16 protein-coding genes and 2 pseudogenes are annotated in these 23,934 nt (G+C 72.3%); 11 read left to right on the top strand and 7 right to left on the bottom strand.

The annotated features are described in order from the left end of the window. Positions 1–131 precede the first annotated feature (131 nt). From ACGFZK_RS11900 to fxsT, 3 genes are all read left to right on the top strand, one after another. Positions 132–1,712: an FxsB family cyclophane-forming radical SAM/SPASM peptide maturase gene (locus ACGFZK_RS11900; RefSeq protein WP_393848719.1), complete on the top strand. Its 1,581-nt coding sequence runs from the start codon at positions 132–134 to the stop codon at positions 1,710–1,712. Further along, entirely contained in the window at positions 1,709–2,965 is a 1,257-nt protein-coding gene (locus tag ACGFZK_RS11895) for an aKG-HExxH-type peptide beta-hydroxylase (RefSeq protein ID WP_393848718.1), read from the top strand. The genes ACGFZK_RS11900 and ACGFZK_RS11895 overlap by 4 nt, the downstream gene beginning before the upstream one ends. Before the next feature lie 63 nt (positions 2,966–3,028). After that, positions 3,029–6,031 (top strand): FxSxx-COOH system tetratricopeptide repeat protein, encoded by a 3,003-nt coding sequence (fxsT, locus tag ACGFZK_RS11890; RefSeq protein WP_393848717.1) that lies wholly within the window; start codon positions 3,029–3,031, stop codon positions 6,029–6,031. A gap of 555 nt (positions 6,032–6,586) precedes the next feature. Here the strand turns inward: fxsT and ACGFZK_RS11885 are convergent. Then, positions 6,587–6,857: pseudogene (locus ACGFZK_RS11885) on the bottom strand (hypothetical protein). A 317-nt stretch (positions 6,858–7,174) separates the two neighbouring features. Here ACGFZK_RS11885 and ACGFZK_RS11880 point away from each other — a divergent pair. The 4 genes and pseudogenes from ACGFZK_RS11880 (at position 7,175) to ACGFZK_RS11865 (ending at position 10,486) form a co-directional block, all read left to right on the top strand. Continuing rightward, on the top strand, positions 7,175–8,263 hold the full coding sequence (locus ACGFZK_RS11880) for a helix-turn-helix domain-containing protein (RefSeq protein ID WP_393848716.1): 1,089 nt from the start codon (positions 7,175–7,177) through the stop codon (positions 8,261–8,263). Further along, positions 8,263–8,928 (top strand): YdcF family protein, encoded by a 666-nt coding sequence (locus tag ACGFZK_RS11875; RefSeq protein ID WP_393848715.1) that lies wholly within the window; start codon positions 8,263–8,265, stop codon positions 8,926–8,928. The genes ACGFZK_RS11880 and ACGFZK_RS11875 overlap by 1 nt, the downstream gene beginning before the upstream one ends. A gap of 249 nt (positions 8,929–9,177) precedes the next feature. Beyond that, positions 9,178–9,637: pseudogene (locus tag ACGFZK_RS11870) on the top strand (NUDIX domain-containing protein). 108 nt (positions 9,638–9,745) lie between these two features. Next, positions 9,746–10,486 carry a class I SAM-dependent DNA methyltransferase gene (locus ACGFZK_RS11865; RefSeq protein WP_393848714.1) on the top strand — a complete coding sequence of 247 codons (741 nt, stop codon included), beginning with the start codon at positions 9,746–9,748 and terminating at the stop codon, positions 10,484–10,486. A 132-nt stretch (positions 10,487–10,618) separates the two neighbouring features. On the opposite strand, the gene ACGFZK_RS11860 is transcribed toward ACGFZK_RS11865, so the two are convergent. From ACGFZK_RS11860 to ACGFZK_RS11840, 5 genes are all read right to left on the bottom strand, one after another. Then, entirely contained in the window at positions 10,619–11,230 is a 612-nt protein-coding gene (locus ACGFZK_RS11860) for an HAD family hydrolase (RefSeq protein WP_393848939.1), read from the bottom strand. Positions 11,231–11,365: 135 nt separating this feature from the next. After that, the gene (locus ACGFZK_RS11855) at positions 11,366–15,232 is read right to left on the bottom strand and encodes a multifunctional oxoglutarate decarboxylase/oxoglutarate dehydrogenase thiamine pyrophosphate-binding subunit/dihydrolipoyllysine-residue succinyltransferase subunit (RefSeq protein ID WP_393848713.1); all 3,867 of its coding nucleotides are present in this window, start codon (positions 15,230–15,232) and stop codon (positions 11,366–11,368) included. Positions 15,233–15,503: 271 nt separating this feature from the next. After that, on the bottom strand, positions 15,504–16,580 hold the full coding sequence (locus tag ACGFZK_RS11850) for an ATP-binding protein (RefSeq protein WP_393848712.1): 1,077 nt from the start codon (positions 16,578–16,580) through the stop codon (positions 15,504–15,506). 11 nt (positions 16,581–16,591) lie between these two features. Next, positions 16,592–17,332: a response regulator transcription factor gene (locus ACGFZK_RS11845; RefSeq protein WP_393848711.1), complete on the bottom strand. Its 741-nt coding sequence runs from the start codon at positions 17,330–17,332 to the stop codon at positions 16,592–16,594. 190 nt (positions 17,333–17,522) lie between these two features. Then, positions 17,523–19,280 carry a glycoside hydrolase family 3 protein gene (locus ACGFZK_RS11840; protein WP_393848710.1) on the bottom strand — a complete coding sequence of 586 codons (1,758 nt, stop codon included), beginning with the start codon at positions 19,278–19,280 and terminating at the stop codon, positions 17,523–17,525. Positions 19,281–19,427: 147 nt separating this feature from the next. Between ACGFZK_RS11840 and ACGFZK_RS11835 the strand changes: the two genes are divergently transcribed. After that, positions 19,428–20,078 carry a TetR family transcriptional regulator gene (locus ACGFZK_RS11835; RefSeq protein WP_393848709.1) on the top strand — a complete coding sequence of 217 codons (651 nt, stop codon included), beginning with the start codon at positions 19,428–19,430 and terminating at the stop codon, positions 20,076–20,078. Here the strand turns inward: ACGFZK_RS11835 and ACGFZK_RS11830 are convergent. Then, entirely contained in the window at positions 20,075–20,632 is a 558-nt protein-coding gene (locus ACGFZK_RS11830) for a hypothetical protein (protein WP_393848708.1), read from the bottom strand. The genes ACGFZK_RS11835 and ACGFZK_RS11830 overlap by 4 nt on opposite strands. Before the next feature lie 160 nt (positions 20,633–20,792). Between ACGFZK_RS11830 and ACGFZK_RS11825 the strand changes: the two genes are divergently transcribed. The 3 genes from ACGFZK_RS11825 (at position 20,793) to ACGFZK_RS11815 (ending at position 23,889) form a co-directional block, all read left to right on the top strand. Further along, positions 20,793–22,049, top strand: a complete 1,257-nt coding sequence (locus tag ACGFZK_RS11825; RefSeq protein ID WP_393848707.1) for a hypothetical protein — start codon at positions 20,793–20,795, stop codon at positions 22,047–22,049. 75 nt (positions 22,050–22,124) lie between these two features. After that, positions 22,125–23,027, top strand: coding sequence for a sulfurtransferase (locus ACGFZK_RS11820; protein WP_393848706.1), 903 nt, complete (start codon positions 22,125–22,127; stop codon positions 23,025–23,027). A 79-nt stretch (positions 23,028–23,106) separates the two neighbouring features. Then, positions 23,107–23,889 carry a DUF4097 domain-containing protein gene (locus ACGFZK_RS11815; RefSeq protein WP_393848705.1) on the top strand — a complete coding sequence of 261 codons (783 nt, stop codon included), beginning with the start codon at positions 23,107–23,109 and terminating at the stop codon, positions 23,887–23,889. The last annotated feature ends 45 nt before the right edge of the window (positions 23,890–23,934 follow it).

The following is a 23,934-nucleotide window of genomic DNA, read 5'->3' as shown; positions in this document are numbered from 1 at the left end:
CCGTGCCTGATCCGCCCCGACTTGAAAGCGAGTTGACCACTTTCCGCCGTTAGCCGGGACCGTCCCCAGGGCAGGGATGGACCGTCCGCCGGGGTGTCCCCGGCGGGTGGCCGGGGGAGGGAGGTGCGGCGATGGGGCGAGCGGTCACCAACGACTCCCCGCTGCCCGCACCCGGCGGCGACGACCCGCCCGCACCCCGGAACCCGGCCCCGCCCCAGGCCCCGGCCGCCCACCAGGACCCGCCCCCGCACCAGGAGCCGGCCCCGGCCGCCCACCAGGCCCCGGCCCCGCCCCAGGCCCCGGCCCCGCCCCAGCACCAGGCCCCGGCCCCGGCCGCCCACCAGGCCCCGGCCCCGCGCCCCGGTCCGCCCGCGCACCGCGACCCGGCGACCGCGCCCCCCGGCCCCGCCGCCGCGCAGCGGCTGCGGCACGCCCGGCACGCGCCCTGGCCCTACACCCGGCTCGACGTCGCCGCCGCCCGCGCCGCCGGCCACCGACCGCACCCCATCAGGCAGTTCGTCCTCAAGACCCGCAGCCGCTGCAACCTCGCCTGCACCTACTGCTACGTCTACGAGATGGCCGACCAGGGCTGGCGCGACCAGCCGCCCGCCATGACGCCCGCCACCGCCGCCCGCGCCGCGCAGCGGATCGCCGAGCACGCCGCCACCCACGACCTGCCCCGGGTCGACCTCGTCCTGCACGGCGGCGAACCGCTGCTCACCGCCCCCGCCGCCCTCGCCGCGCCCGTCGACGCCGTACGGGCCGCCCTGGCCGGCGCCGCCCCGCGCACCCGGGTCACCGCCACCGTCCAGACCAACGGCACCCTGCTCACCCGCGGCCGCCTCGCCGCCCTGGCCGCCGCCGGGATCCGCGTCGGCGTCAGCCTCGACGGAGGACTGCCCGCGCACAACACCCGGCGCGTGGACCACGCCGGACGGCCCGGCTTCGGCGCCGCCGCCCGCGGCCTGCGGCTGCTGGCCCGGCACCCGCAGAGCTACGCCGGGGTGCTCTGCGTCGTCGACCTCGACCAGGACCCGGTGGAGACGTACGAGTCCCTGCTCGCCTTCGCCCCGCCCAGCATCGGGCTGCTCCTGCCGCTCGCGAACTGGAGCGCCCCGCCCCCCGGCCACCACCCGGGCCGGACCCCGTACGCCGACTGGCTCCTCGCCGTCTTCGAGCGCTGGTGGCACGACGGCGTACGGCGCACCCGGATCCGGCTCTTCGAGGAGATCATCGCCCTGTTGCTCGGCCTGCCCGCCGCCACCGAGACCCTCGGGCTCACGCCCGCCGCCACCGCCGTGATCGAGACCGACGGCTCCATCGAACAGGCCGACTCACTGAAATCCGCGTACGAGGGCGCCGCCGCGACCGGGATGACCCTCGACACCCACAGCTTCGACCAGCTCCTCGACCACCCCGGGCTCGCCGCCCGCCAGCTCGGGCGGGACGCGCTCGCCGCCCGGTGCCGCAGCTGCGAACTGGTCGAGGTGTGCGGCGGCGGGCACTACCCGCACCGCTACCGCGCCGGCGAGGGGTTCCGCCAGCCGTCCGTGTACTGTGCCGACCTCCAGGCGCTGATCCGGCACATCGCCGCCGCCGTCCAACGGGCCGCGCAGACCGCCACCGCCCCCGCCACCGCCACCGCCACCGGCGTCCTGGCCACCGGCGTCCCGGCCACCGCCGCCGCGCACCCCCCGGCGGTCGCCTCATGACCGCCGCCCTCGCCGCCTTCACCGTCTCCACCCCCACCCTGCGCGCCCTCGCCTCCACCGAGCCCTCCATGGAGGGCACCCGCCTGGTCCGCGACGTACGCCGCTCCAAGCGCCTGCTCCTGCTGCGCGCGGTCCTCGACGCCGCGCCCGGCGGCCGGTCCGGGGAGGCCGCCGACCACTGGGCCCTGCTGGAGGAGGCCGAACGCCGCGACGCGGGCGCCGTGCGCGACGTACTGCACTACCCGGCCACCGGCGTGTGGGCCGAGGAGACCCTGCGCCGGCTGCACGCCCCGTACGGCGCCCCGCCCGACCTCGGACACCTCGGCGCCCTCGCCGTCGCCGCCGCCCTGCGCGCCGGGATCGCCTTCACCCACACCCTGCGGCCCCTGCACGGCCGGCTCGTCCTGCCCACCCTCGGACTGCTGCGCCCGGACCGCCCCGGCCCGCTCGCCCTCACCGAACGCTCCTGGGACCCCGACGACCCCGCCACCGTGCCCCTGCACGCGCTGCCCGGCGGCAGGACCGCCCTCGACGACCTCGACCCCTACCGGGTGCCCGGCCCCGCGCAGCCGGCCCCCGTCCGCCCCGCCCGCCGACTCACCCCCAAGGGCCACAAGCGGTGGGACACCCAGTGGTCCGGCGCGCTCACCCTGCTCCAGCGCTACGACACCATCCGCGCGGAGGAAACCGTCCAACTGCTGCGCTCCGTCGTACCGCTGGCCGGCGGCTCCCGCTCCAGCGGTGCCACCCTGCCCGCGGCCGCAGGCTCCGTACTGGCCCGCGCGCAGGCCCCGCCCGCGCTCGCCGCGACCCTCGTCCACGAGGTCCAGCACGGCAAACTGACCGCCCTCGCCGACGTCCTGACCCTGCACACCGCCGATCGCACGCCCCGCCACTGGGCCCCCTGGCGCAGCGACCCCCGCCCGCTGGAGGGCCTGCTGCACGGCGCCTACGCCCACCTGGCCCTCGCCGGATACTGGCAGCGCGCGGCCCTCTACGGCGCCCGCGGCGCCTGGGCCCAGCACGCCCGGATCCGCGCCCAGGTCGCGGCGGTCCTGCCCACCCTGCGGGCGCACGAGCGACTGACCACCGCGGGAAAGGAGTTCACCGACGCGATGGATGCCGCCGAGCGCGCCATGGACGACCTCCCACCGCCCGGCGACCAGCACACCGCGGCCCGCCGTGCCGTCGACCGCGAACGCCGCGCCTGGTGCGAGGCCCACCCCGAACTCGCCCCGTTCGCACCAGGCTGACGGACCGTCCGCTGCGGTACCTTTCAAGCCCGTCCACCGCCCGGATTCCAGGGAGACGGCCGCATGACCACCGGTACTCGGCAGGACCAGGGAGCTGCGACGCAGCCGCAGCGATTCGTCATCAGCTTCGCGGGGTTCAACCGCCCCTGGGCCGTGTGGATCGCGCACCGCCTGGAGGAGCACGGGCACCGCGTCGCCCTCCAGCGCTGGGATCCGCAGAACAGCCCCGGTGTCGGCCAGGCCCTCGACGACCTGGCCCGCTCCGGCAGCCGGGTCCTCCTCGTCCTCAGCGAGCGCTACTTCTCCGCCGGCACCCACACCGAGGAGGAGTGGAACACCGCCCTGCGCACGGTCACCGACCACCACCCCGACCGGTTCGCCGCGGTCTGCCTCACCGACGCCCCGCTGCCCAGCGCCGTCGCCGTGCTGGAGAAGACCGACCTGTGGGGCCTGGACGCGTACGAGGCCGAATACCGGGTGCTGCGACGGCTGGAGCTGCCCACGGACCGGATCGGCACCGAGACCGGCCGCCGGGGCCCGCGCTTCCCCAACGACCCGCCGGAAATCTGGGGCCGCGTCCCGCGCCGCAACCCGCGCTTCACCGGCCGCAACGACGTCATCGGCACCCTGCGCGCGGCGCTGACCGAGGCCCCGCCCGGCGCGTCCACCGTCACCCTGCTCGGGCTGTCCGGCGTCGGCAAGACCCAGGTCGCCACCGAGTACGCCTACCGCTTCGCCTCCGAGTACGACGTGGTGTGGTGGGTCCCCGCCGAGGACCGGCCCACCCTGCGCGAACGCCTTGCCGACCTCGCCCCGGCGCTCGGGCTGCCCCGCGGGGCGGGCAGTTACGGCGAGCAGATCCGGGCCGTCCTCGAAGCGCTGCGGCGCGGGCACCCGTACGGCCGCTGGCTGGTGGTCTTCGACGGCTGCGACAACCCGGACGACCTGATCGACCTGCTGCCCTCCGGCGGCGGCGACGTGATCATCACCTCGCGCAACCGCGAATGGGCCGCCCGGCACACCAGCCTGGTCGAGGTCCCGCTCTACGCCCGCCCCGAGTCCATCACCTTCATCCGCCGCCGGGCCCTGCGCCTCACCGCCGACGAGGCCGACCAGCTCGCCGAGGCCCTCGAGGACTACCCGCTCGCCCTCGACCAGACCGCCGGCTGGCTCGCCGACTCCCCGCTGCCGGTGGGCGACTACCTCGTCCTGCTCCAGCACCGGATGGACTCCCGCGAGGCCGTGGCGATCTCCGAGGACTACCCGCTGCCCTTCCCCACCGCCCTCGCCATACTCCTCAACAACGTCCGCGAGAACTTCCCCGACGCCCTCGCCCTCCTGCGGCTGTTCGTCTTCTTCGCGCCCGGCCCGGTGCCCCTGCGCCTGCTGCGCGAATTCCCCGCGGACGACGTGCCCGAACAGCTCGCCGGGCTGATCAACGACCAGATCCGGTGGAACGCCGCCCTCAACAAACTCGTCCAGTTCTCCGTGGTGCGCCTGGAGTACTCGGACCTCGCCGTGGAGGAGGGCGGCGGCGGGCTGGAGACCGTACAGCTGCACCGCATGGTCCACGGCATCGTCCGCGAGAACCTCTCCGAGGCCGAGGCCGAACCGCTGGCCCGCGCCGTACGCCAGGTCCTCGCCGCCGCCGACCCCGGCCGGCCCTCCGACGCCCGGCTGTGGCCGCGGTACGCCGAACTCGTCCCGCACCTGGCCCCCTCCGGCGTCCTCACCAGCAGCAACCCGCGCATCCAGAACTTCCTGCTGCACTGCCTGCGCTACCTGATCCTCGCCGGGGAGTACCGCACCTGCCTGCGCCTCTCCGAGCAGACCGACCTGATCTGGCGGGCCCTGCTCGGCGAGGACCACCCCAAGGTCCGCGAACTCAGCTACCAGTACGGCGAAGCCCTGCGCAACCTCGGCCTGTTCCGGCGCGCCGAGGCCCTCACCCGCGCCCGCGCCGACCGGCTCACCGGGGAGCGGGGCGACCGCGACCTGGAAACCCTGCGCGCGACCAGCTCGTACGGCGGGGTCCTGCTGTGCATCGCCCGCTTCGAACCGGCCCGCGAGATCTTCGAACACTGCCTGGCCGCCTACCGCGAACTCCTCGGCGAGGACGACTCCACCACCCTCGCCGCCCAGAACAACCTGGCCGCCACCTACCGCCTCCTCGGCCGCTACCAGGACGCCTACGACCTCGACCTGGACACCCTGCGCCGCCGCGAACGGGTCCTGCGGACCCATCACATCTCCACCCTGTCCTCCGGGATCGCCTGCGCCATGGGGCTGCGGCTGATGGGCCGCTACCACGAGGCCCAGACCCGGCAGGAACAGGGCGTGAAGATCAACACCCAGGTGCTGGGCCTGGAACACCCGCAGACCCTGCGCGCCGAGCACAACCTCGGGATGTGCCTGCGCCGTTCCGGGGACATCCCCGGCGCGGGCCTGCGGCTGCGGACCGTGTGGGAGCGGGCGACCAGGGTCTTCGGGGCGGACTACCCGTGGACCCTGATGGTCGCCTCCGACTACGCCACCTACCTCAGGGAGTACGGGGACATCGGCGAGGCCCGCCGGATCTCCGAGGACGTGGTCCGCGGCTACCAGTCCCAGCTCGGCCTCGCCCACCCCTACAGCATCGGCACGGTCGGCAACCTCGGCCTCGTCCTGCGGGCCCAGGGCGAGCGCGCGGAAGCCCTCTCCCTCGCGGAGCAGGCGCTGGTCGGCATGTGGGGCGCAGTCGGCGACCGGCACCCCTGGACGCTGGGCTGCGCCCTGAACGCCACCGGCCACCGCAACATCACGGGGCGGCTGGAGGACGCGCTGGACCTGAGCCGGACGACGCTGCGCACCGCCGAGCAGGTGCTGGGCCCGGACCATCCGATGACCCTGAGCGCGCAGATCGCCCTGGCGGCGGACCTCCGGTCGGTGCGGGAGTACGAGGAGGCGGCGAAGCACGAGGAGGCGGGCATCAGGGGCCTCACCCGCACCCTGGGCGCGCAGCACGTCCACACGATCTCGGCGAAGCAACAGACCAGACCGTACTGGGACTTCGAGCCCCAGCCGTAGGGGTGGGCGGGGGTGGTACGGGGCCTAGGCGGGCGGGGCCTTCACCCCCTCGGCCCCACCACTCGCGGTCGGCGGCTGCCCACCCGCCCCCTCGGGGGTGGGGCGGGGCCGATGGCCTGCCGGGCGGGGTAGGGCGTAGGCGAGCTGTGTCGGGCCGGGTCCGGTGTGCGGGAGCCGCTCGGGCGGCATCAGGGATGGGTATGGGGGTTTCCCGTCAGTCTCATCGTCTCTCCGGTTCGGGTCGGTCCCTCAAGGGCGCTCCTTCGTCGCGTCGCTTCGCGATGGCCTTCGGCCACCCTTGACCGACCGTCCCGCCCCGGAAAGTCGAAGACTGTCGGGAAGCCCCCAAAAGAACGAGCCGGTCCAAGCTTTCAGGGACGGGGTGGTCGGAGATGCCGAGGCCCGGTCGGGCGTAGGGCACGACCGAGAGGCGGGGACCATCCAGCCCGGAGCCCGGGTCGGTGAGGCGCGCCACATCGCTACGCGCTCCGCACGTCTCGGCGTCCGGCCCCCGTCTCGGGCTGGGAACAGGCCGCACAGACCGCCGCGTGCTCCTCAATCGCGGCGGCGAACGACCGTCTGTGGCTGGGCGGCCCGGGCCGTCGGACGGCGTGGATCATTCGGTCGACTCGACGTTGCCGACTGCGGTGGTGAACTCGCGGCCGGACGCGGCTCGGATGTAGGCCAGCTCCATCCAGTGCGGGTGGACGGAGTCCGACACGTCCTCGTTGACCACGGCCATCAGCACTCCTTCGGTGCCGGACGCGACATCTCGTACACGGCGGCGCAGCAGGCGATGGGGGACGTATTCGTACCGTTCAGTCATCGGACGGCTCCTGGAGGGAGGTGACGAACCGCTCCCAGCCGACGCGAGCGCGGTCGCGGAGTTCTTGGCTGAGCTCGGGCGCCTGACTCGGCCGTGGGCCAGCCGAGGCTTCATGGGCGTCGAGAGTCGATGTGTCGCTTCGACATGGCCTCATAGCCTCCATGTCCGTGTCCTTCCAGAGGGTCCGTTGGCTGGTCACCGTTCAGCCTGGACGTGCTCCACGGATGCGGAAATGTCCGCCCGTTGCACTCGCGTTGCACTTGTGCCCCCGTGCGCATCCGGGCCGTGCTTCGATGGCGGCAGGAAAGGAGCGACGCGTGGCGACAGTGCAACGTTGGACCGGGCTGGAGGCCCGCGCCCTGCGGCTTGCGTTGCGGATGAGTGTTCGATCGTTTGCGTGTCATCTTGGTGTCGGCATCCGCACCATCTCCAAGTGGGAAAAGCTCCTCGCCACGACCGAGCCCCGCCAGGACACCCAGTCGATCTTGGACACGGCGCTGGCCCGGGCGAACGCGGCCGCTCATCTCCGCTTCGAGACGTTTCTGTCCGAAGCCGACCGGGCTCCGTCCGCTGTCAGCGTCCGTCGGGTTGCTTCCCGTGGGCCGCTTGCCTGGGAATACGAGTCGTGGGCAGACGATCTCGACCGCGCTGTGGTAGCCCTCTCCCGGCAGGACTTCACGTTCGCAGACAGCCTGATCGACCGATGGCTCGGACGTTTCAAGCCGACCGCTCTGGATGACAGGGGCCTGTACCTCTTCGCGCGTTCAACGGCCCTGCTCGGGGATCTGCGGCGGGACCAGGGCGCTGTACTCGGACCGCTGTCGGCCCAGCGAGCCTATGCCTCGGCGAGGTCCCTGTTCGGACAGCTGGACATCCCTCGCCGCGTAGCCCAGATCGATCTGTCGCTCGCAGTGGTTGCAGAGATGTCGGGCAGCTTGGAGGTCGCAGCCCGGCAGTACGAATCGTTAGCCGTCGACGACAGATTGTCTCGCCGCGACCAAGCCCGGGCCCGGCTGTGGGTGGGGACGACCTTGAGCAAGGACGGAAGCCACACCTATGCCACCCGCGTCATGCTCGCCGCGACCCGGGAGTTCGAGGACCTTGGTGAGCCCGAGGATTGGTCGGTCGCCCACCAGAAACTGGCACTGGCTCACCGTGGGGCCGGAGATCTCGCCAACGCCCTGCACTTCATCGGTATTGCTCGTAGGGCAGCCACAACCGACTCGCCGATGCAACGGGTCCGTCTGGAAACCGCCCACGGCCACATCCTGCTGTCCGATCGAGCCACCCGCGATGATGGGCTGGCCATACTCGACAAGGCCGCCGGCCTGGCCGGACAGTTCGGGCTGAGTCATCAGCTGGCCAGCATCGAGGGCATCAGGGCCATGAGGGAGAAGATCGCGTGATGGACATCCATCAGAGGATCACCGAGGACCAGTGGCGGCGGGCCAAACTGATCTGGGACTACCACCAGATGGGCCATGACCTGGTGCCTGTGGATGTCGCGATCGGACTGGGCAGTCACGACCTCGGGGTCGCCGCGGCCTCTGTCGATCTCTACCGGGCCGGCCTGTTCCCGGTACTCGTGTTCACGGGAGGCAACAGCCCCACTACTCGGGCTCGTTTTCCCCGGGGGGAGGCTGTCCACTTTCGCGAGCACGCGCTCGAACTCGGGGTTCCCGATTCTGCGATCTTCGTCGAGCCGAACGCCGCCAACACCGGTCAGAACATCACCCTCACTCGCGACCTCCTGGCCACGCAGGGCATCAGGCCGAAGACCGTGCTACTGGTCTCCAAGCCCTATATGGAGAGGCGGTCTTTCGCCACCGCGCGCAAGCTCTGGCCCGAGGTAGACGTCCTCTGTGCTTCGGAGCCACTTGAGTTGGACGACTATCTCAAGAGCATCGGTGACGAGAAGCTCGTCCTGGACATGCTCGTGGGAGACCTCCAGCGGGTGATCGAGTACCCGAAGCTCGGGTACGCCATCGCCCAGGACGTTCCGCAGGATGTGTACGACGCGTACGAGTCCCTCATGCGCGACGGGTTCACCAGCCGAGTGATCGGCTCCTGACTTCGACCGTGGCGGGCGTCCCGCGGTACCTGTTCCTACCGGCGGACGATGTCAGGGACGGGGTGGTCGGAGATGCCCCGGCCCGGTCGGGCGTAGAGCGCGACCGAGAGGCGGGGCCCATCTGCATCGGATCCCGGGTCTGGGGCGGCCGAAGCTCCATCACGCGGCGGTCAGATGGATCTGGCGGCCCGGACGCGGCAGCTCGCTAGGCGCTCCTCGATGACAGCGGGGAACGGCCGTCATCCTCCTATGCTCATGTGCATGAGTAACAGCGTCCCGTCGACCCGGTCAACGCCGCGCCACTCCGTATCGGTGGCTGGTGTGGTGGTGCGGGATGACGGCCGGATGTTGGCGATCCGGCGTGCGGACAACGGGACGTGGGAGCTGCCGGGCGGGGTGCTGGAGCTGACGGAGGTCCCGGAGGACGGCGTGCGGTCCTGGAGGAAACCGGCATACACGTCGAGGTGGGCGGCCTCACCGGTGTGTACAAGAACACTGCTGCGGGCGTAGTGGCCTTGGTGTTCCGTTGCAAGCTCTCGGGGGCGCGGAACGCGTCTCTGACGAGACCACGGCAGTTCAGTGGCTCACGCCCGAGGAAGTGTCTGAGCGGATGTCCGAGGTCTACGCGATCCGACTGCTGGATGCCCTCGACGGTTCCGGGCCCCACGTACGAAGCCATGACGGGCGCCGGCTCCTCGCAGTGGGCTGAGAACTCTGAACGAAATGATTTTCAAGGTGGTTGGATCACTCCGGGGGTGCTGGATCGCTCGGTAAATGCGTCGACAGCGCCCCTCGGTACCCGGCAGAGTGGCCGCCCGTGACGAGCAGTGAGCTGTGGACCCGTGCGACCGCCGAACGCTACGACGCCGAGGAGACCGAGGCGTCCTCGGCCTCCGTTCTGGGACCGACCCTCGCCTTCCTCGCCGAGCTCGCCGGAGACGGCCGGGCACTGGAGTTCGCCATCGGGACCGGACGCGTGGGCGTCCCGCTCCGGGAACGCGGCGTGCCGGTCGTGGGCATCGAACTGTCCGAGCACATGGCAGCGGTGCTGCGGCGCAAGATCGACGAGGGCACGCTCCCGGTGGTCATCGGGGACATGGCCACCACCGTCGTCCCCGGCGAGTTCACCCTGGTCTATCTCGTCTACAACACCATCACGAACCTGCTCAAGCAGGACGAGCAGGTCGAGTGCTTCCGCAACGCCGCACGTCATCTGGAGCCCGGCGGCCGATTCGTCATCGAGCTGGGCGTGCCGCCGCTGCGGTTCCTGCCGCCCGGCCAGGTCGCGGTGCCGTTCGACGTCTCTGAGCGGCATCTGGGCTTCGACACCTTCGACCTCGTCGAGCAGATTCTCGTCTCGCACCACTTCACCCGAGACGGCGACGACGGCCGCTACCGCCGCGGCAACTCCCGGCACCGCTACGCCTGGCCGGCAGAGCTCGACCTGATGGCACGGATCGCTGGGCTCGAAAGGGAACGTCGCGTCGCGGACTGGGACGGGACGCCGTTCACCCAGGACTCCGCGAAGCACATCTCCGTGTGGCGCAAGCCAACCTGAGGTCGGCCACCGGGCCGTCAACGTAAGCCGTGCCTGTCTTGGAAACTCACACCGGGAGAAGCGCGACGGGTTCACCAGCCGAGTCATCGGCTCCTGACTCCGGCCGGGGTGGGCGTCCCGCGGTACCTGTTCCTACTGGCGGACGATGTCCGGCAGTTCGGTGAGGGAGTCGATCGACCAGTACGCGGCGGCCCGGACCGCGGGGGCGTCTGCCCACCAGTGACCCCAGGGGCCACGCCGGATGTGGGCGGTGCGCAGGCCTGCGGCGCGCGCCGGGTGGATGTCGTTGGCCGGGTGGTCCCCCACGTACAGGGTCTCTGCGGCCGCGCTGCCGGACACCGCCAGCACCTGGTCGAAGAAGGCGCGCGCCGGCTTGGACAGGCCCCACTCGCCCGACGTGACGACGAGGTCCGCGGGCAGGTCCAGCGCACGCAGCAGGTCACCGGCCCGGGGGCTCTGGTTGCCCGCGACGATGACCCGTACGCCGGTGGCTCGGAGCGCTGTCAGGGCCGGGCGGACGTCCTCGTAGAGGTCGCTCTCGTCGAGCCGTTCGCCACGGCCCGCAGCGTCGCGGGCGGTGTATTCGGCGGAGATGTCGATACCCGGGCGCAGGAGGCGGATCGCGTCCGCGTTGTCCCGGCCGTCCACGACCACGGCACCCACCAGCGCGGAAAGGGTGTGCCGGGAAACGTCGAGCCAATCCGCCCATGCGGCCCAGTAGCGATCGTCCCGGGTGAGGGCCAGCGTACCGACGCGGGTGCAGGTGTCGGACGGCTTTCCCCCTGAGCTCGCCGAGTCGGCCGGCCGCCCCGAACGGCCGGAAGGCCCGGCCCCCTTGGGGGAGCCGGGCCTTCCGTGGTGCTGAGCTCAGCGCAGCGATCAGGCCTCGAAGACCTCGTTCAGCAGGAGCTGCTGCTCCGCCTGGTGGCGCTTCGCGGAGCCGACCGCCGGGGACGAGCCGTGCGGGCGCGAGATGCGCCGCAGGCGCTCGCCCGCCGGGACGTCCGCGCCGACCGCCAGGTCGAGGTGGTCGATCAGGTTCAGCGCGATGAACGGCCACGCACCCTGGTTCGCCGGTTCCTCCTGCGCCCAGATGTACTTCGCCGCGTTCGGGAACTTGGCGATCTCCGCCTGGATTTCCGCGCCCGCCAGCGGGTACAGCCGCTCGATGCGGATGATCGCGGTGTCCGTGACGCCGCGCTTCTCGCGCTCGGCCTCCAGGTCGTAGTAGACCTTGCCGGCGCAGAAGACGACCTTGCGGACCGCGTTCGCGTCCACCGTGCTGTCACCGATGACCGGACGGAACGAACCGGTGGTGAACTCCTCCGCCTTCGACGCCGCCGCCTTCAGACGCAGCATCGACTTCGGGGTGAAGACGATGAGCGGCTTGTGGTGCGGGTTGTGGACCTGCCACCGCAGGAGGTGGAAGTAGTTGGAGGGGAGGGTGGGCATGGCCACCGTCATGTTGTCCTGCGCGCACATCTGGAGGAAGCGCTCGGGACGCGCGGACGAGTGGTCCGGGCCCTGGCCCTCGTAGCCGTGCGGGAGGAGCAGCGTGACGCCGGAGGTCTGGCCCCACTTCTGCTCGGCCGAGGAGATGAACTCGTCGACGACGGTCTGCGCGCCGTTGACGAAGTCACCGAACTGGGCCTCCCAGAGGACCAGCGCGTCCGGACGGGCCAGCGAGTAGCCGTACTCGAAGCCCATGGCCGCGTACTCGGAGAGCAGCGAGTCGTAGACGTTGTAGCGGGCCTGGTCGTCCGACAGGTAGAGGAGGGGCGTGTAGTCCTCGCCCGTCTCCCGGTCGATGAGGACCGCGTGGCGCTGGCCGAAGGTGCCGCGGCGGGAGTCCTGGCCGGACAGCCGGACCGGGGTGCCCTCCATCAGCAGGGAGCCGAAGGCGAGGGTCTCGCCCATGCCCCAGTCGATGGTGCCCTCGTCGATCATCGCCGCGCGGCGCTGCAGCTGCGGCAGCAGACGCGGGTGGACGGTGACGCCCTCGGGGATGGTGACCTGGGACTCGGCGATCCGCTTGACGACGTCCTGCGAGATCGCGGTGTTCATCGCGACCGGGAAGTCGGCCTGCGGGGCCGGCACGGGCGCGGCGGCGGCGGGCTGCGTGGCGGCCTCGCGGACCTCCGCGAAGACCTTCTCCAGCTGGCCCTGGAAGTCCTGGAGCGCCTGCTCCGCCTCTTCCAGCGTGATGTCGCCGCGACCGATGAGGGACTCGGTGTACAGCTTGCGCACCGAGCGCTTCTTGTCGATCAGGTCGTACATCAGCGGCTGCGTGAAGGCCGGGTTGTCGGACTCGTTGTGGCCGCGGCGGCGGTAGCAGATGAGGTCGATGACCACGTCCTTGTTGAACGCCTGGCGGAACTCGAAGGCGAGGCGCGCGACGCGGACCACGGCCTCCGGGTCGTCGCCGTTCACGTGGAAGATCGGCGCCTCGATCATGCGGGCCACGTCGGTCGCGTACATCGAGGAACGCGAGGACTCCGGGGCGGCGGTGAAGCCGACCTGGTTGTTGATGACCACGTGCACGGTGCCGCCGGTGCGGTAGCCGCGCAGCTGCGACATGTTCAGCGTCTCGGCGACCACACCCTGGCCCGCGAAGGCCGCGTCGCCGTGCAGGGCCAGCGGCAGGACGGTGAAGTCCGTACCGCCCTTGTTGATGACGTCCTGCTTGGCGCGGGCGACACCCTCCAGGACCGGGTCCACCGCCTCCAGGTGCGAGGGGTTCGCGACGAGCGAGACCTTGATCTGCTCGCCGTCCAGGCCGGTGAAGGTGCCCTCGGCGCCCAGGTGGTACTTGACGTCGCCGGAGCCGTGCATGGACTTCGGGTCGAGGTTGCCCTCGAACTCGCGGAAGATCTGCGCGTACGACTTGCCGACGATGTTCGCCAGGACGTTCAGGCGGCCGCGGTGGGCCATGCCGATGACGACCTCTTCGAGGCGGGCCTCGGCGGCCGAGTCGATGACGGCGTCGAGCAACGGGATGACGGACTCGCCGCCCTCCAGGGAGAAGCGCTTCTGGCCGACGTACTTCGTCTGCAGGAAGGTCTCGAAGGCCTCCGCCGCGTTCAGCCGGCGCAGGATGCGCAGCTGCTCCTCGCGCTCCGGCTTGGTGTGCGGGCGCTCGATGCGGTCCTGGATCCAGCGGCGCTGCTTCGGGTCCTGGATGTGCATGAACTCGACGCCGGTGGTGCGGCAGTACGAGTCGCGCAGCACGCCGAGGATGTCGCGGAGCTTCATCATCGACTTGCCGGAGAACCCGCCGACCGCGAACTCGCGCTCAAGGTCCCACAGGGTGAGGCCGTGCTCGGTGATGTCGAGGTCGGGGTGCTTGCGCTGCTTGTACTCCAGCGGGTCGGTGTCGGCCATGACGTGGCCGCGGACCCGGTAGGAGTGGATCAGCTCGAAGACGCGGGCGGCCTTCGTGACGTCGTCGTCGTGCGAGGCGTCGATGTCCCGGTTCCAGCGGACGGGCTCGTACGGGATGCGCAGCGACTCGAAGACGGCGTCGTAGAAGCCGTCCTCGCCGAGCAGCAGGTTCGCGACGATGCGCAGGAACTCGCCGGAGGCCGCGCCCTGGATGACCCGGTGGTCGTAGGTCGAGGTCAGGGTCATGACCTTGGAGATGCCCAGCTTGTTCAGGGTGTCCTGGGAGGTGCCCTGGAACTCGGCGGGGTAGTCCATGGAGCCGACGCCCATGATGACCGACTGTCCGGGCATCAGGCGGGGCACGGAGTGCACGGTGCCCAGGCCGCCGGGGTTGGTCAGCGAGACGGTGACGCCGGTGAAGTCGTCCATCGTCAGCTTGCCGACACGGGCGCGGCGGACGATGTCCTCGTAGGCCTGCCAGAACTCGAAGAAGTTGAGGGTCTCGGCCTTCTTGATGCCGGCGACGACGAGCTGGCGGTCACCGTTGGGCTTCACCAGGTCGATCGCGAGACCGAAGTTGATGTGCTCCGGCTTGACCAGGGTCGGCTTGCCGTCCTTCTCCGCGAAGGAGTAGTTCATGGCCGGCATGGCCTTGATCGCCTGCACCATCGCGTAGCCGATCAGGTGCGTGAAGGAGATCTTCCCGCCCCGGGCGCGCTTGAGGTGGTTGTTGATGACGATGCGGTTGTCGAACAGCAGCTTCACCGGGACGGCGCGGACGGAGGTGGCCGTCGGCACGTCGAGGGAGGCGTTCATGTTCTTCGCGACGGCAGCCGCCGGGCCGCGGAGCGTCACCAGCTCGGGGCCCGCGGGGGCCTCGGTGGCGGGCGCGGCCTTCTGCGGGGCTACGGAGGAGGGGGCGGGCGCGGCCGGTGCGGCGGCCGGGGCCTGGGAGGTGACAGTCACAGCAGGGGCACCAGAGGGGGTGGCAGGAGCAGGGGCAGGGGCTGACACAGGCGTGGGCGCGGCAGTCGGGGCAGGGGCTGCGGCGCGCGCCGCCCCCGTGGCGGCGGCGTCGGTGACCTGCGGCGCCGCGGCGACGGTGGGGGCGGCCTGTGCGGAGGCGCCGTCCGTCGTCGCGGGCTTCTGGGGACCGTCCGACTTCACCGGAGCGACAGCGCCACCCGGCTTGTAGTCGGCGAAGAAGTCCCACCAGGCCCGGTCGACCGAATTCGGGTCCTGGAGGTACTGCTGATAGATCTCGTCGACGAGCCACTCATTGGCGCCGAAGCCTGAGGCAGGGTTCTTCCCGCCCTCTGCTGCTTCGGTCGTGGTGCTCGAGTTACTGGGGGACTGTGGCGACACGGCGGCAACCGCCCTCTTCCGCTTCACAAGGTATGGACAGCGGGAATAAAGGCTACGCCTCCTCGGCCGCTGCATGCAGGCCGGGCGGGACTTACGTCGTGCAGGTCACATCGAACGGCGGGTTTCATGACGTGGAATGGCGGGAAACCAGCCTGGTTCGGGTAGGCGGCACCGAGGTTGCGGCCCCCTTGGCTTCGCACCCCTGACGGACCCCGGGCACGTGTGGCCGAGATCATGTCCTTCCCACTCGAACCCTACGTCAACCCGGCGCCTATGAGCTGCCCGGAAGCGTGACGAGGATGCGGCAGCCGCGTGACGATTCGGCCACTCCGATCCGCCCTCCGTGCAGCTCCACGGCCCAGCGGGCGATCGCGAGGCCCAGTCCGGTGCCTCCGTCGCCGCCCCGCGCGCTGCCCCGGTTGAACCGCTCGAAGACCCGGTGGCGCTCCGCCTCCGGGATGCCGGGGCCCTCGTCCCGTACCTCCAGGGCCAGGCTTCCGGGCGCGTCGCCGGCCCGGGCGCGGACCGTGACCCGGCCGTGCGGGGGGCTGTGCTTGACCGCGTTGTCGATCAGATTTGCCACCACCTGGTGCAGCCGCTCGGCGTCCGCGTGCGCCCACAGCTCGGGCGGGAAGACGTCCAGGTGCAGGTGCACGTCGTTGCGCGTGTGCCCGCCCGAGCCGGAGAGCAGCCCCGGCCGGCCGGCGGCCGCCAGCCGCGACTCCTTCAGCACGCCCGACAGGTACGGCCACACCTCGAAGCGGCGGGCGCGCAGCGGGACCACCCCGTTGTCCACCCGGGACAGGTCCAGCAGGGTCTCCACGAGCCCGCCGAGCCGCTCGGTCTGCTTCAGCATCGTGCGCATGGTCTCGGGATCGGCGGCCGAGACCCCGTCCACCACGTTCTCCAGCACCGCCCGCAGGGCCGCGATCGGCGTGCGCAGCTCGTGCGAGACATTGGCGACGAGCTCCTTGCGGTGCCGGTCCACGGCCTCCAGGTCGTCCGCCATCAGATTGATCGTGGAGGCCAGGTCGCCCAGCTCGTCGCGGCGCCCCGCCCCGCGCACCCGGCGGGTGAAGTCGCCGTGGGATATCGCCCGGGCCACGGTCGTCATGTCGTCCAGGGGCGCCGTCAGGCTGTGCGCCACGAACTGGGTGATCAGCATCGAGGCGATCACCGAGAAGACCGTGATGAAGCGCAGCTCGGTGTCGGTGCGCAGGGCCACCAGCAGCAGGCCCGTCGTGATGAAGACCGAGACCACCACGAGCGTGCCCAGCTTGGTTTTGATCGAGAACGGCGAGAAGGGCCGCAGCCCGCCCGCGGGGCGCTGCCGCTGCCGTTGCCTCACCGCCGGGCCGTTCACGCCTGGGCCGGGGTCTCCAGGGCGTACCCGACGCCGTGGACCGTACGGATCCGCTCCGCGCCGATCTTGCGACGCAGGGCCTTGATGTGGCTGTCGACCGTACGGGTCCCGGACGCGTCGGCCCAGTCCCACACCTCGGCCAGCAGCTGCTCCCGGGAGAGCACCGCCCGCGGGGTCCCGGCCAGGCACACCAGCAGGTCGAACTCGGTCGGCGTCAGGTGCACGTCCTCGGTCTGCACCCGCACCCGGCGCTGCGCGTGGTCGATCTCCAGATCACCCAGGCGCAGGGTGGCCCCGCGCGGGGTGTGCGCGGCGAGGGTGGCCCGCTCCACGCGCCGCAGCAGTACGTGGACCCGGGCGGCCAGCTCGCGCATCGAGAACGGTTTGGTCATGTAGTCGTCCGCGCCGACCCCGAGCCCGACCAGCAGGTCGGTCTCGTCGTCACGCGCGGTGAGCATGAGGACCGGTACGGGCCGCTGGGCCTGGACCCGGCGGCAGACCTCCAGACCGTCGAAGCCGGGCAGCATGATGTCGAGGACCAGTAGCTCGGGCAGCCAGCTCTCGGCCGCGGCGACGGCGGAGGGGCCGTCCCCCGCGGTCTGCACCTGGAAGCCCTCGGCGCGCAGGCGGGCCGCGATGGCCTCGGCGATGGTGTGGTCGTCCTCGACGACCAGCACACGCCGCTGGGCGCCGGGTGTCGCCGCGGCGCCCTGATGCGTGGTGTGTGTCTGTTCCATGTCCGCCCCTGAAGATCCCGCGTGAATGGGGTGCAGCGTAGAGGAGGCGTCGGCCTGCGGCTACGTGGGGTTCGGACATGGCATATGTGCTGGACCTCACTAAGCGGAATCTAACGTACCGGGTGCCGGCCCCCCGCAGGACCGGCACCCGGCGGGCGAGGCCGGTCAGGTGCCTCGCCGTCCGTGCCCCCTAGAGGGTCAGCCCGTGGCCGTGCGGGAAGACCGGGTCGTGAGTGTCGTTCGGCACATCGGGGCGGGAGGCCTCGACGGCCTTCATCGAGCGCGGGAGTTCGAAGGGGAGGCGGCCCCCGGGGGCGGCGCGGCCGAACGCCACGTCCAGCAGGGCGGAGTCGGCCGCGCCGTAGTCGGCGATCAGGGCCGCCGCGCGTTCGGCGATCTCCGGTATGACGGCGGCCCGCTCCAGGTTGATGCAGACCAGGGTCGGCACCCGGTCCAGGAGGTCCAGGATCCCGGCCAGTTCGGGCTCGGGGAAGGACAGCGAACCCGAGTGGAAGAAGGACTCGAAGACGTTCTCCCGCGGCTCGTACGGGGTGCGCAGCCGCAGCACGGCCAGGTCCGCGTCGGCCGGGTCGGCGACGACCTCGCCGTACTCGGCGGCGACGGCCTCGTCCACGTTCCGCACGTACAGCTTCGGCCGCGTGGCGAGGGGGAGCAGGCCGTCGGGGTTGGTGAGGACGGTGAGCGAGCGGCGCTGGGCCGCGGCCCCCAGGGCCGTGAAATCGGCCCGGCCCACCGTCTCGGCGGCCGCGTCCGGGTCCACGTACGGGTCCTCGAAGAGGCCGAGGGTGAACTTTTCCCGCAGCAGGCGGCGTACCGACTCGTCGATCCGGGACTCCGCGACGCGGCCCGAGCGGACCAGCTCCACGACGACCTCCGGGCACTGCTCGCCGCCGAACTGGTCGCAGCCGGCCTCCAGGGCGCGGAGCGTCCGCTCGGCCACGCTCAGGTGCTCCAGGCCCCAGGCGCGCGCCGGGTGCACCTGCCCGAAGATCGTGGCGTCGTTGAGCAGCCCCCAGTCGCTGCAGACGATGCCGTCGAAGCCGAGCTCCTCGCGGAGCAGGCCGGTGACCACGCCCTTGTTGAAGCCGAAGCCGACCTCCTCCCAGTCCGTCCCCATGGGCTGGCCGTAGTACGGCATCATCTGCGCGCACCCGGCGGCGATCGCCGCCCGGAACGGCTCCAGGTGGTGCTCGCGCATCCCGCCCGGATAGACCTGCTCCTTGCCGTGGGCGAAGTGCGGGTCCTCGCCGTCCTTCTGGGGCCCGCCGCCGGGGAAGTGCTTGACCATCGCGGACACCGACCCGGGGCCGAGGGCCGGGCCCTGCAGGCCGCGTACGTACGCCGCCACGAGCTCGCCCGTGAGCTGCGCGTCGGAGCCGAAGGTGCCGGACTGGCGGGCCCAGCGGGGTTCGCTGGCCAGGTCGATCTGCGGGTGCAGGGCGACGCGGAAGCCGACGGCGAGGTACTCGCGGCGGACGGTGTCGGCGAACCGGTGGACGAGCTCGGGGTCGCCGATGGCGGCCAGGCCCAGGGCCTCCGGCCAGGCGGAGAAGGCACCGGAGTTGAAGGATGCGCCGATGTTGTCGGTGAAGGTGTGGCGCGGGTCGGTGGAGAGGGTGACCGGGATGCCGAGACGGGTGGCCGCGGCCATCTCCTGGACGGTGTTCTGCCACCGGGCCATCTCGCGGGGCCCGTAGGTGCCGAGCAGGTTGAAGTGGGTGAGGAAGCGGTCCTCGATCAGCTCGGGCGTGGTGAAGGGGAGCATCGAGCCGTCGGTCTCGGTGACCGGGGTGCCGTCCGCGTTCATCATCAGCATCGAGTGGAAGAGCTGGCCGGCCTTCTCCTCCAGGGTCATCCGGGAGAGGAGGTCCTCCACGCGGCGGCCGACGGGGAGGGAGGCGTCCTGGTAATCGGGCGTTGCGTTCATGGCGGGCTCCTGGCGCGTGACCGGCGGACCGGGCGGATCGGCACGGTCACGGTAGAGCCGAAAACCATGTACCTGCTAGGTTTTTGAAAAGTGACCTGGGTCACTGCGGGCGGGGGGCCGGGAACGGCTGCGGCTTAGGGTGTCCGCATGGCACAGGACAAGGGGCGGGCGGCCTCGAAGGGCTCGGCCCGGGGGACCTACGCGGTGGGCGACGCCCGGCGGCAGAAGATCCTCGACACCGCCGTCGAGCACTTCGCCCAGTGGGGCTTCAACGCGTCCTCGCTGGCCCGTATCGCGGCCGACTGCGGGATCACCCAGGGCGGGCTGCTGCACCACTTCCGGGGCAAGGAGGACCTGCTGCTGTCGGTCCTCGCGCAGAGCGAGCAGCACGACGTGGAGCGGCTGTTCAGCGAACCCGCGGCGTCGGTCGCCGCCCACTTCGCCACCGTCGTGGACCTCGCCGCCGACAATGCGCGCAGGCCCGGCCTCGTCCGGATGTTCAACACCCTGGTCGGCGAGTCCGGCAACCCGGAGCACCCCGCGCACGCGTACTTCACGCAGCGCTACGCCCGGGTGCTCGGTTACACCGTCGCCCTGCTGGAAGCCGGAGTCGCCCGCGGGGAACTGCGCCCGGACACCGACTGCGAGGCCGTCGGCCGGGAGACCCTCGCCGTCATGGACGGCCTCCAGATCCAGTGGGTACTGGCACCCGAAAGCGTGGACATGCCGGCCCGGCTGCGCGGGTTCCTGGACCGGCTGCTGCGGGAGATCTCGGCCACCGGGACGGGCCTGCCCTAAGGGGTGTCCTTGTCACCGGTGAACCGGGGCAGGGCGTCCAGCACCTTGGTCAGGGACTCCGGCAGGGACCCCTGGTCGCCCGCGACCTCGTGGCCGTCGTGGACGAAGGCGTAGGAGAAGCCGTCGTAGATCGTGGGGCCGCCCGTCACGATCCGGGGCAGCCGGGCGAAGTCCGCCTCCCGCAGGGCCGTGCGCAGGCCGCTGAGCTGCGCCTCCGACAGCTTCCCGGTGCCCGTCGGCTTCGCCTTGACGTCCATCCGGGTCCACGAGCCGTCGCCCTTGACGATCAGGGTGTGGGTCTGCCCGGCGAAGCCGCCGGTCCGGGTGACCCGGACCAGGGTCTCGCCGGGGGCCGGGAGCCGGCCGGCCGTGGGGCTCGCGGACGAGGACCCGCTCGGGCTCGGGCTCGCACCCGGGTCGGCTGTTGCGCTCGCGGACGGCTCCGGGGAGCCCTTCGGGGGCGTGTCGTCGCCGCCCCCGGTACCGGACGGCCCGCAGCCCGCCAGGACCACCGCACTCACCAGCGCAGCCGCCACCGCTCGGAACGCTCGCACACCCACCTCCGCAGGGACTCGGGTCCAACCCCGAGTATGGAGTCCGCACTCCCGTTCCGACAGCACGGAGGCCGCCATCAGCCGGATCGCCCCCTGGCGCCTGCTCCCGCCGCTGCTCGCCGTCGCCCTCGGCCTGTGGGGCCTGGAGCGCGGCGGCAGCATGTGGCGCGACGAGTCCGTCACCTGGCAGGTGGCCCACCGGCCGCTCGGCGGGATCGTGGAGCTGCTCGGCCGGGTCGACGCCGTCCACGGCCTGTACTACCTGCTGATGCACGGGCTGTTCCAGGCCTGGGACGGCGGCCTGTGGGCGCTGCGGCTGCCCTCGGTCGCCGCCACCGCCCTCGCGGCCGCCGGGGTGGCCGCGGTCGCCCACCGGCTCGTGGGGGAGCGGGCCGCCCTGCTCGCGGGCTGCGTGTACGCCGTACTCCCGCCCGTGCAGATGTACGCCCAGGAGGGGCGCGCGTACGCCCTGGTCGCGGCCGCCGTGGTGTGGGCGACGTACCTGATGCTGCGCGAGCGGTGGGCGGCCTACACGGTGGTGCTGCTGGCCGGCTGCTGGCTGCACGAGTTCGCCGCGCTGGCCCTGCTCGCCCACGCCTTCACCGCCCGCGGCTCGCGCGGCTGGCGGTGGAGTGCCGCGACCGTGGCCGTCCTGCTGCTGCCGCTGGCCGTGGTGAGCGCCCTGCAGGCCGAGCAGCAGCTCGGCTGGCTCGGACGGCCGAGCTGGCAGGACTGGGCGGCGTACGGGGTGGTGGGCGCCGCCGCCCTGCTGCTCGCGCGGGGGGCTCCGCGGGACCTCGTACGGGTGGCGCTGCCGCTGGTCCTGCTGCCGCCCGGAGTGCTGATGGCGATCTCGCTGCTCAACCCCTGGTACGTCGACCGGTACGTGCTCTACGCGCTGGCCGGGCTCGCCCTGCTGGCGGGGGCCCGGCTCGCGCGGGCCCGCGGGGTGTGGCCGTGGCTGCTGGCGGGCGCGCTCCTGGTGGCGTTCGGCGTCTGGTCGGTGTGGCTGCGGACGCCGGAGAGCCGCAAGGACGACGCGCTCGCGGTGGCCGCCGCGGTCCGGGAGCGGGCGCGGCCGGGGGACGTGGTGGTCTTCATGCCCTCGCGCCGGCGCGAGTGGCTGCTGTCCTCGCCGGGGATCTACGGGGAGCTGCGCGACGTGGCCCTGGACCGTGGCCCGGCGGCCTCGCGCAGCCTCCAGGGCACCGAGGTGCCCCCGGACCGGATCCGCGCGGCGCTGCTCGCCTCGCCCCGGGTGATCGCCCTGCTGGACCCGGCCGGCCAGCCGCTGGACCCGTACCCGCGGGAGGTGGTCAAGCGCGAGGAGCTGGCCGCGCGCTTCGACCTGTGCTCGATGACCGAGGTGCGCGGCGCCCGCGTCGCGGTCTACGCCCGCCCGGGGACCTGTGGTTGACGACCCCGCCGCCGGGGCCGGACCGGGCCGCGTCGCAAGATGGGCCGACCCGTGTCGTCCAGCCGGAGGTGCCGCATGACCCCGTCCCGAAACGCGATCCCCGAAGGCCCTCCCGGCCCCCTTCCCGGCCCCCTTCCCGCTCCCGGCCCCCTTCCCGGGCCGCTCGTCGGGATCGACTGGCTCGCCGGGCGGCTGGGCACGCCCGGACTGGTCCTCTTCGACGCCTCCGTCGGCGCCCACCGTGCCGCCGGCCACCGGATCCCCGGCGCGCGGCCCTTCGACCTCGACGGGGCCCTGTCCGATCACACCGCGCCCGCCCCGCACACCATGCCCGGGGCCCCGGAGTTCACCGAGACGGTGCGGGCCCTCGGCCTCCACGACGCGGACACCGTCGTCGTCTACGACGGCGCCGGCATCTACTCCAGCGCCCGCGCCTGGTGGATGCTGCGCGCCATGGGCTTCGACCGGGCGGCCGTCCTCGACGGGGGCCTGCCCGCCTGGACGGCCGCCGGCCTGCCCGTCGAGGCCACCGGCCCGGCGTACGAGGGGCCGCGCGGCTCCTTCACCGCCCGGCCCCGGCCCGGCCTGCTGGTCGACAGCGCCACCGTCGCACGGGCCCTGGCCGACCCGGCCGCGGCCGTCCTCGACGCCCGCACCCGGGAACGCTTCGCCGGCACCGCCCCCGAGCCCCGGCCGGGCCTGCGCGGCGGCCACATGCCGGGCGCGGTCAACCTGCCGTTCGCCGAACTCCAGGACCGGGGCGGGCTGATGCGCCCGGCCGGGGAACTGCGCGCGGCCTTCCGGGCGCTGGCCGGGGAGCGGGAGCGGCTCTACTTCAGCTGCGGCTCCGGGGTGACCGCCTGCGTACTGGCCCTCGGCGCCGAGCTCGCCGGGTACCGGGAGATCGCGGTGTACGACGGCTCCTGGAGCGAGTGGGGCCTGCCCTCGGAGCTGCCGGTGGTCCCCAAGAGCCCTTGACCGAAGGGGGGTTAACCCCACCGGGGCCCGGGTACCGGCACCATCGGCCCGGGGCCCCCTCCCGCCCGAGAATCGGGCCATGACCTCTCACACCGCCTTGGCTCGCACGGCCTCGGCCCGGATCGCCCGCACCACGCTCGCCGCCCTGGGGACCGGCCTGCTCCTGGCCGGCTGCTCCCTCCCCGACGGCGCCTTCTCGGACGGCGCGCGCAAGACGGCGACCGCCGACGCCACGGTCACCGAGGCGGTCACGGCGGTGGAGGTGACCGGCGCCCGGGCCGGCTCGATCGAGGTCACCCCCGGGACCGGCCCCGGCGTCACGATCCGCCGGACCGTCCACTATCGCGACGGCGCCGCTCCGACGCCCGGCCAGAAGGTGACCGGCGGCGTACTGACCTTCACCGACGGCTGCTCCGCGAGCTGTTACGTCGACTACCGCCTGGAGGTCCCGGCCACGGCCACGGTGAAGCTGGAGAACAGCAGCGGCCGCATCACGGTGACGGGCGTCGCGGGGGCCGACCTGGAGGCCGACTCCGGCTCGGTCTCGGCCGACCGGATCGGCGGCCCGCTGAGGATCCGTACCTCCTCCGGCGACATCGAGGCCACCGGCCTGTCCGGCCCGCGCGCCGACGTCCACTCGGACTCCGGCGACGCCCGCCTGGACTTCGCGAAGGCCCCGTCCGAGGTGACCGCCGAGACCACCTCGGGCGACGTCTCCCTGAAGGTCCCCCGGGCTTCCTACCGGCTGGCGGTCTCCACCACCTCCGGCGGCCGCCACGTCACCCTCCCCGACGAGGCCTCGGCGCCCTCCCGCCTCTCGGCGAAGACCACTTCGGGCGACGTCCACATCTCTGCCGTCTGACGCGTTCGCCCCGGGCGAACGGGTCCCGGGGAACATCGGGAGGCG

The sequence above is a fragment of the Streptomyces sp. NPDC048257 genome, assembly GCF_043201855.1.
In the GTDB taxonomy this organism is placed as follows: domain Bacteria; phylum Actinomycetota; class Actinomycetes; order Streptomycetales; family Streptomycetaceae; genus Streptomyces.
This window is presented reverse-complemented; position numbering and strand designations above follow the sequence as displayed.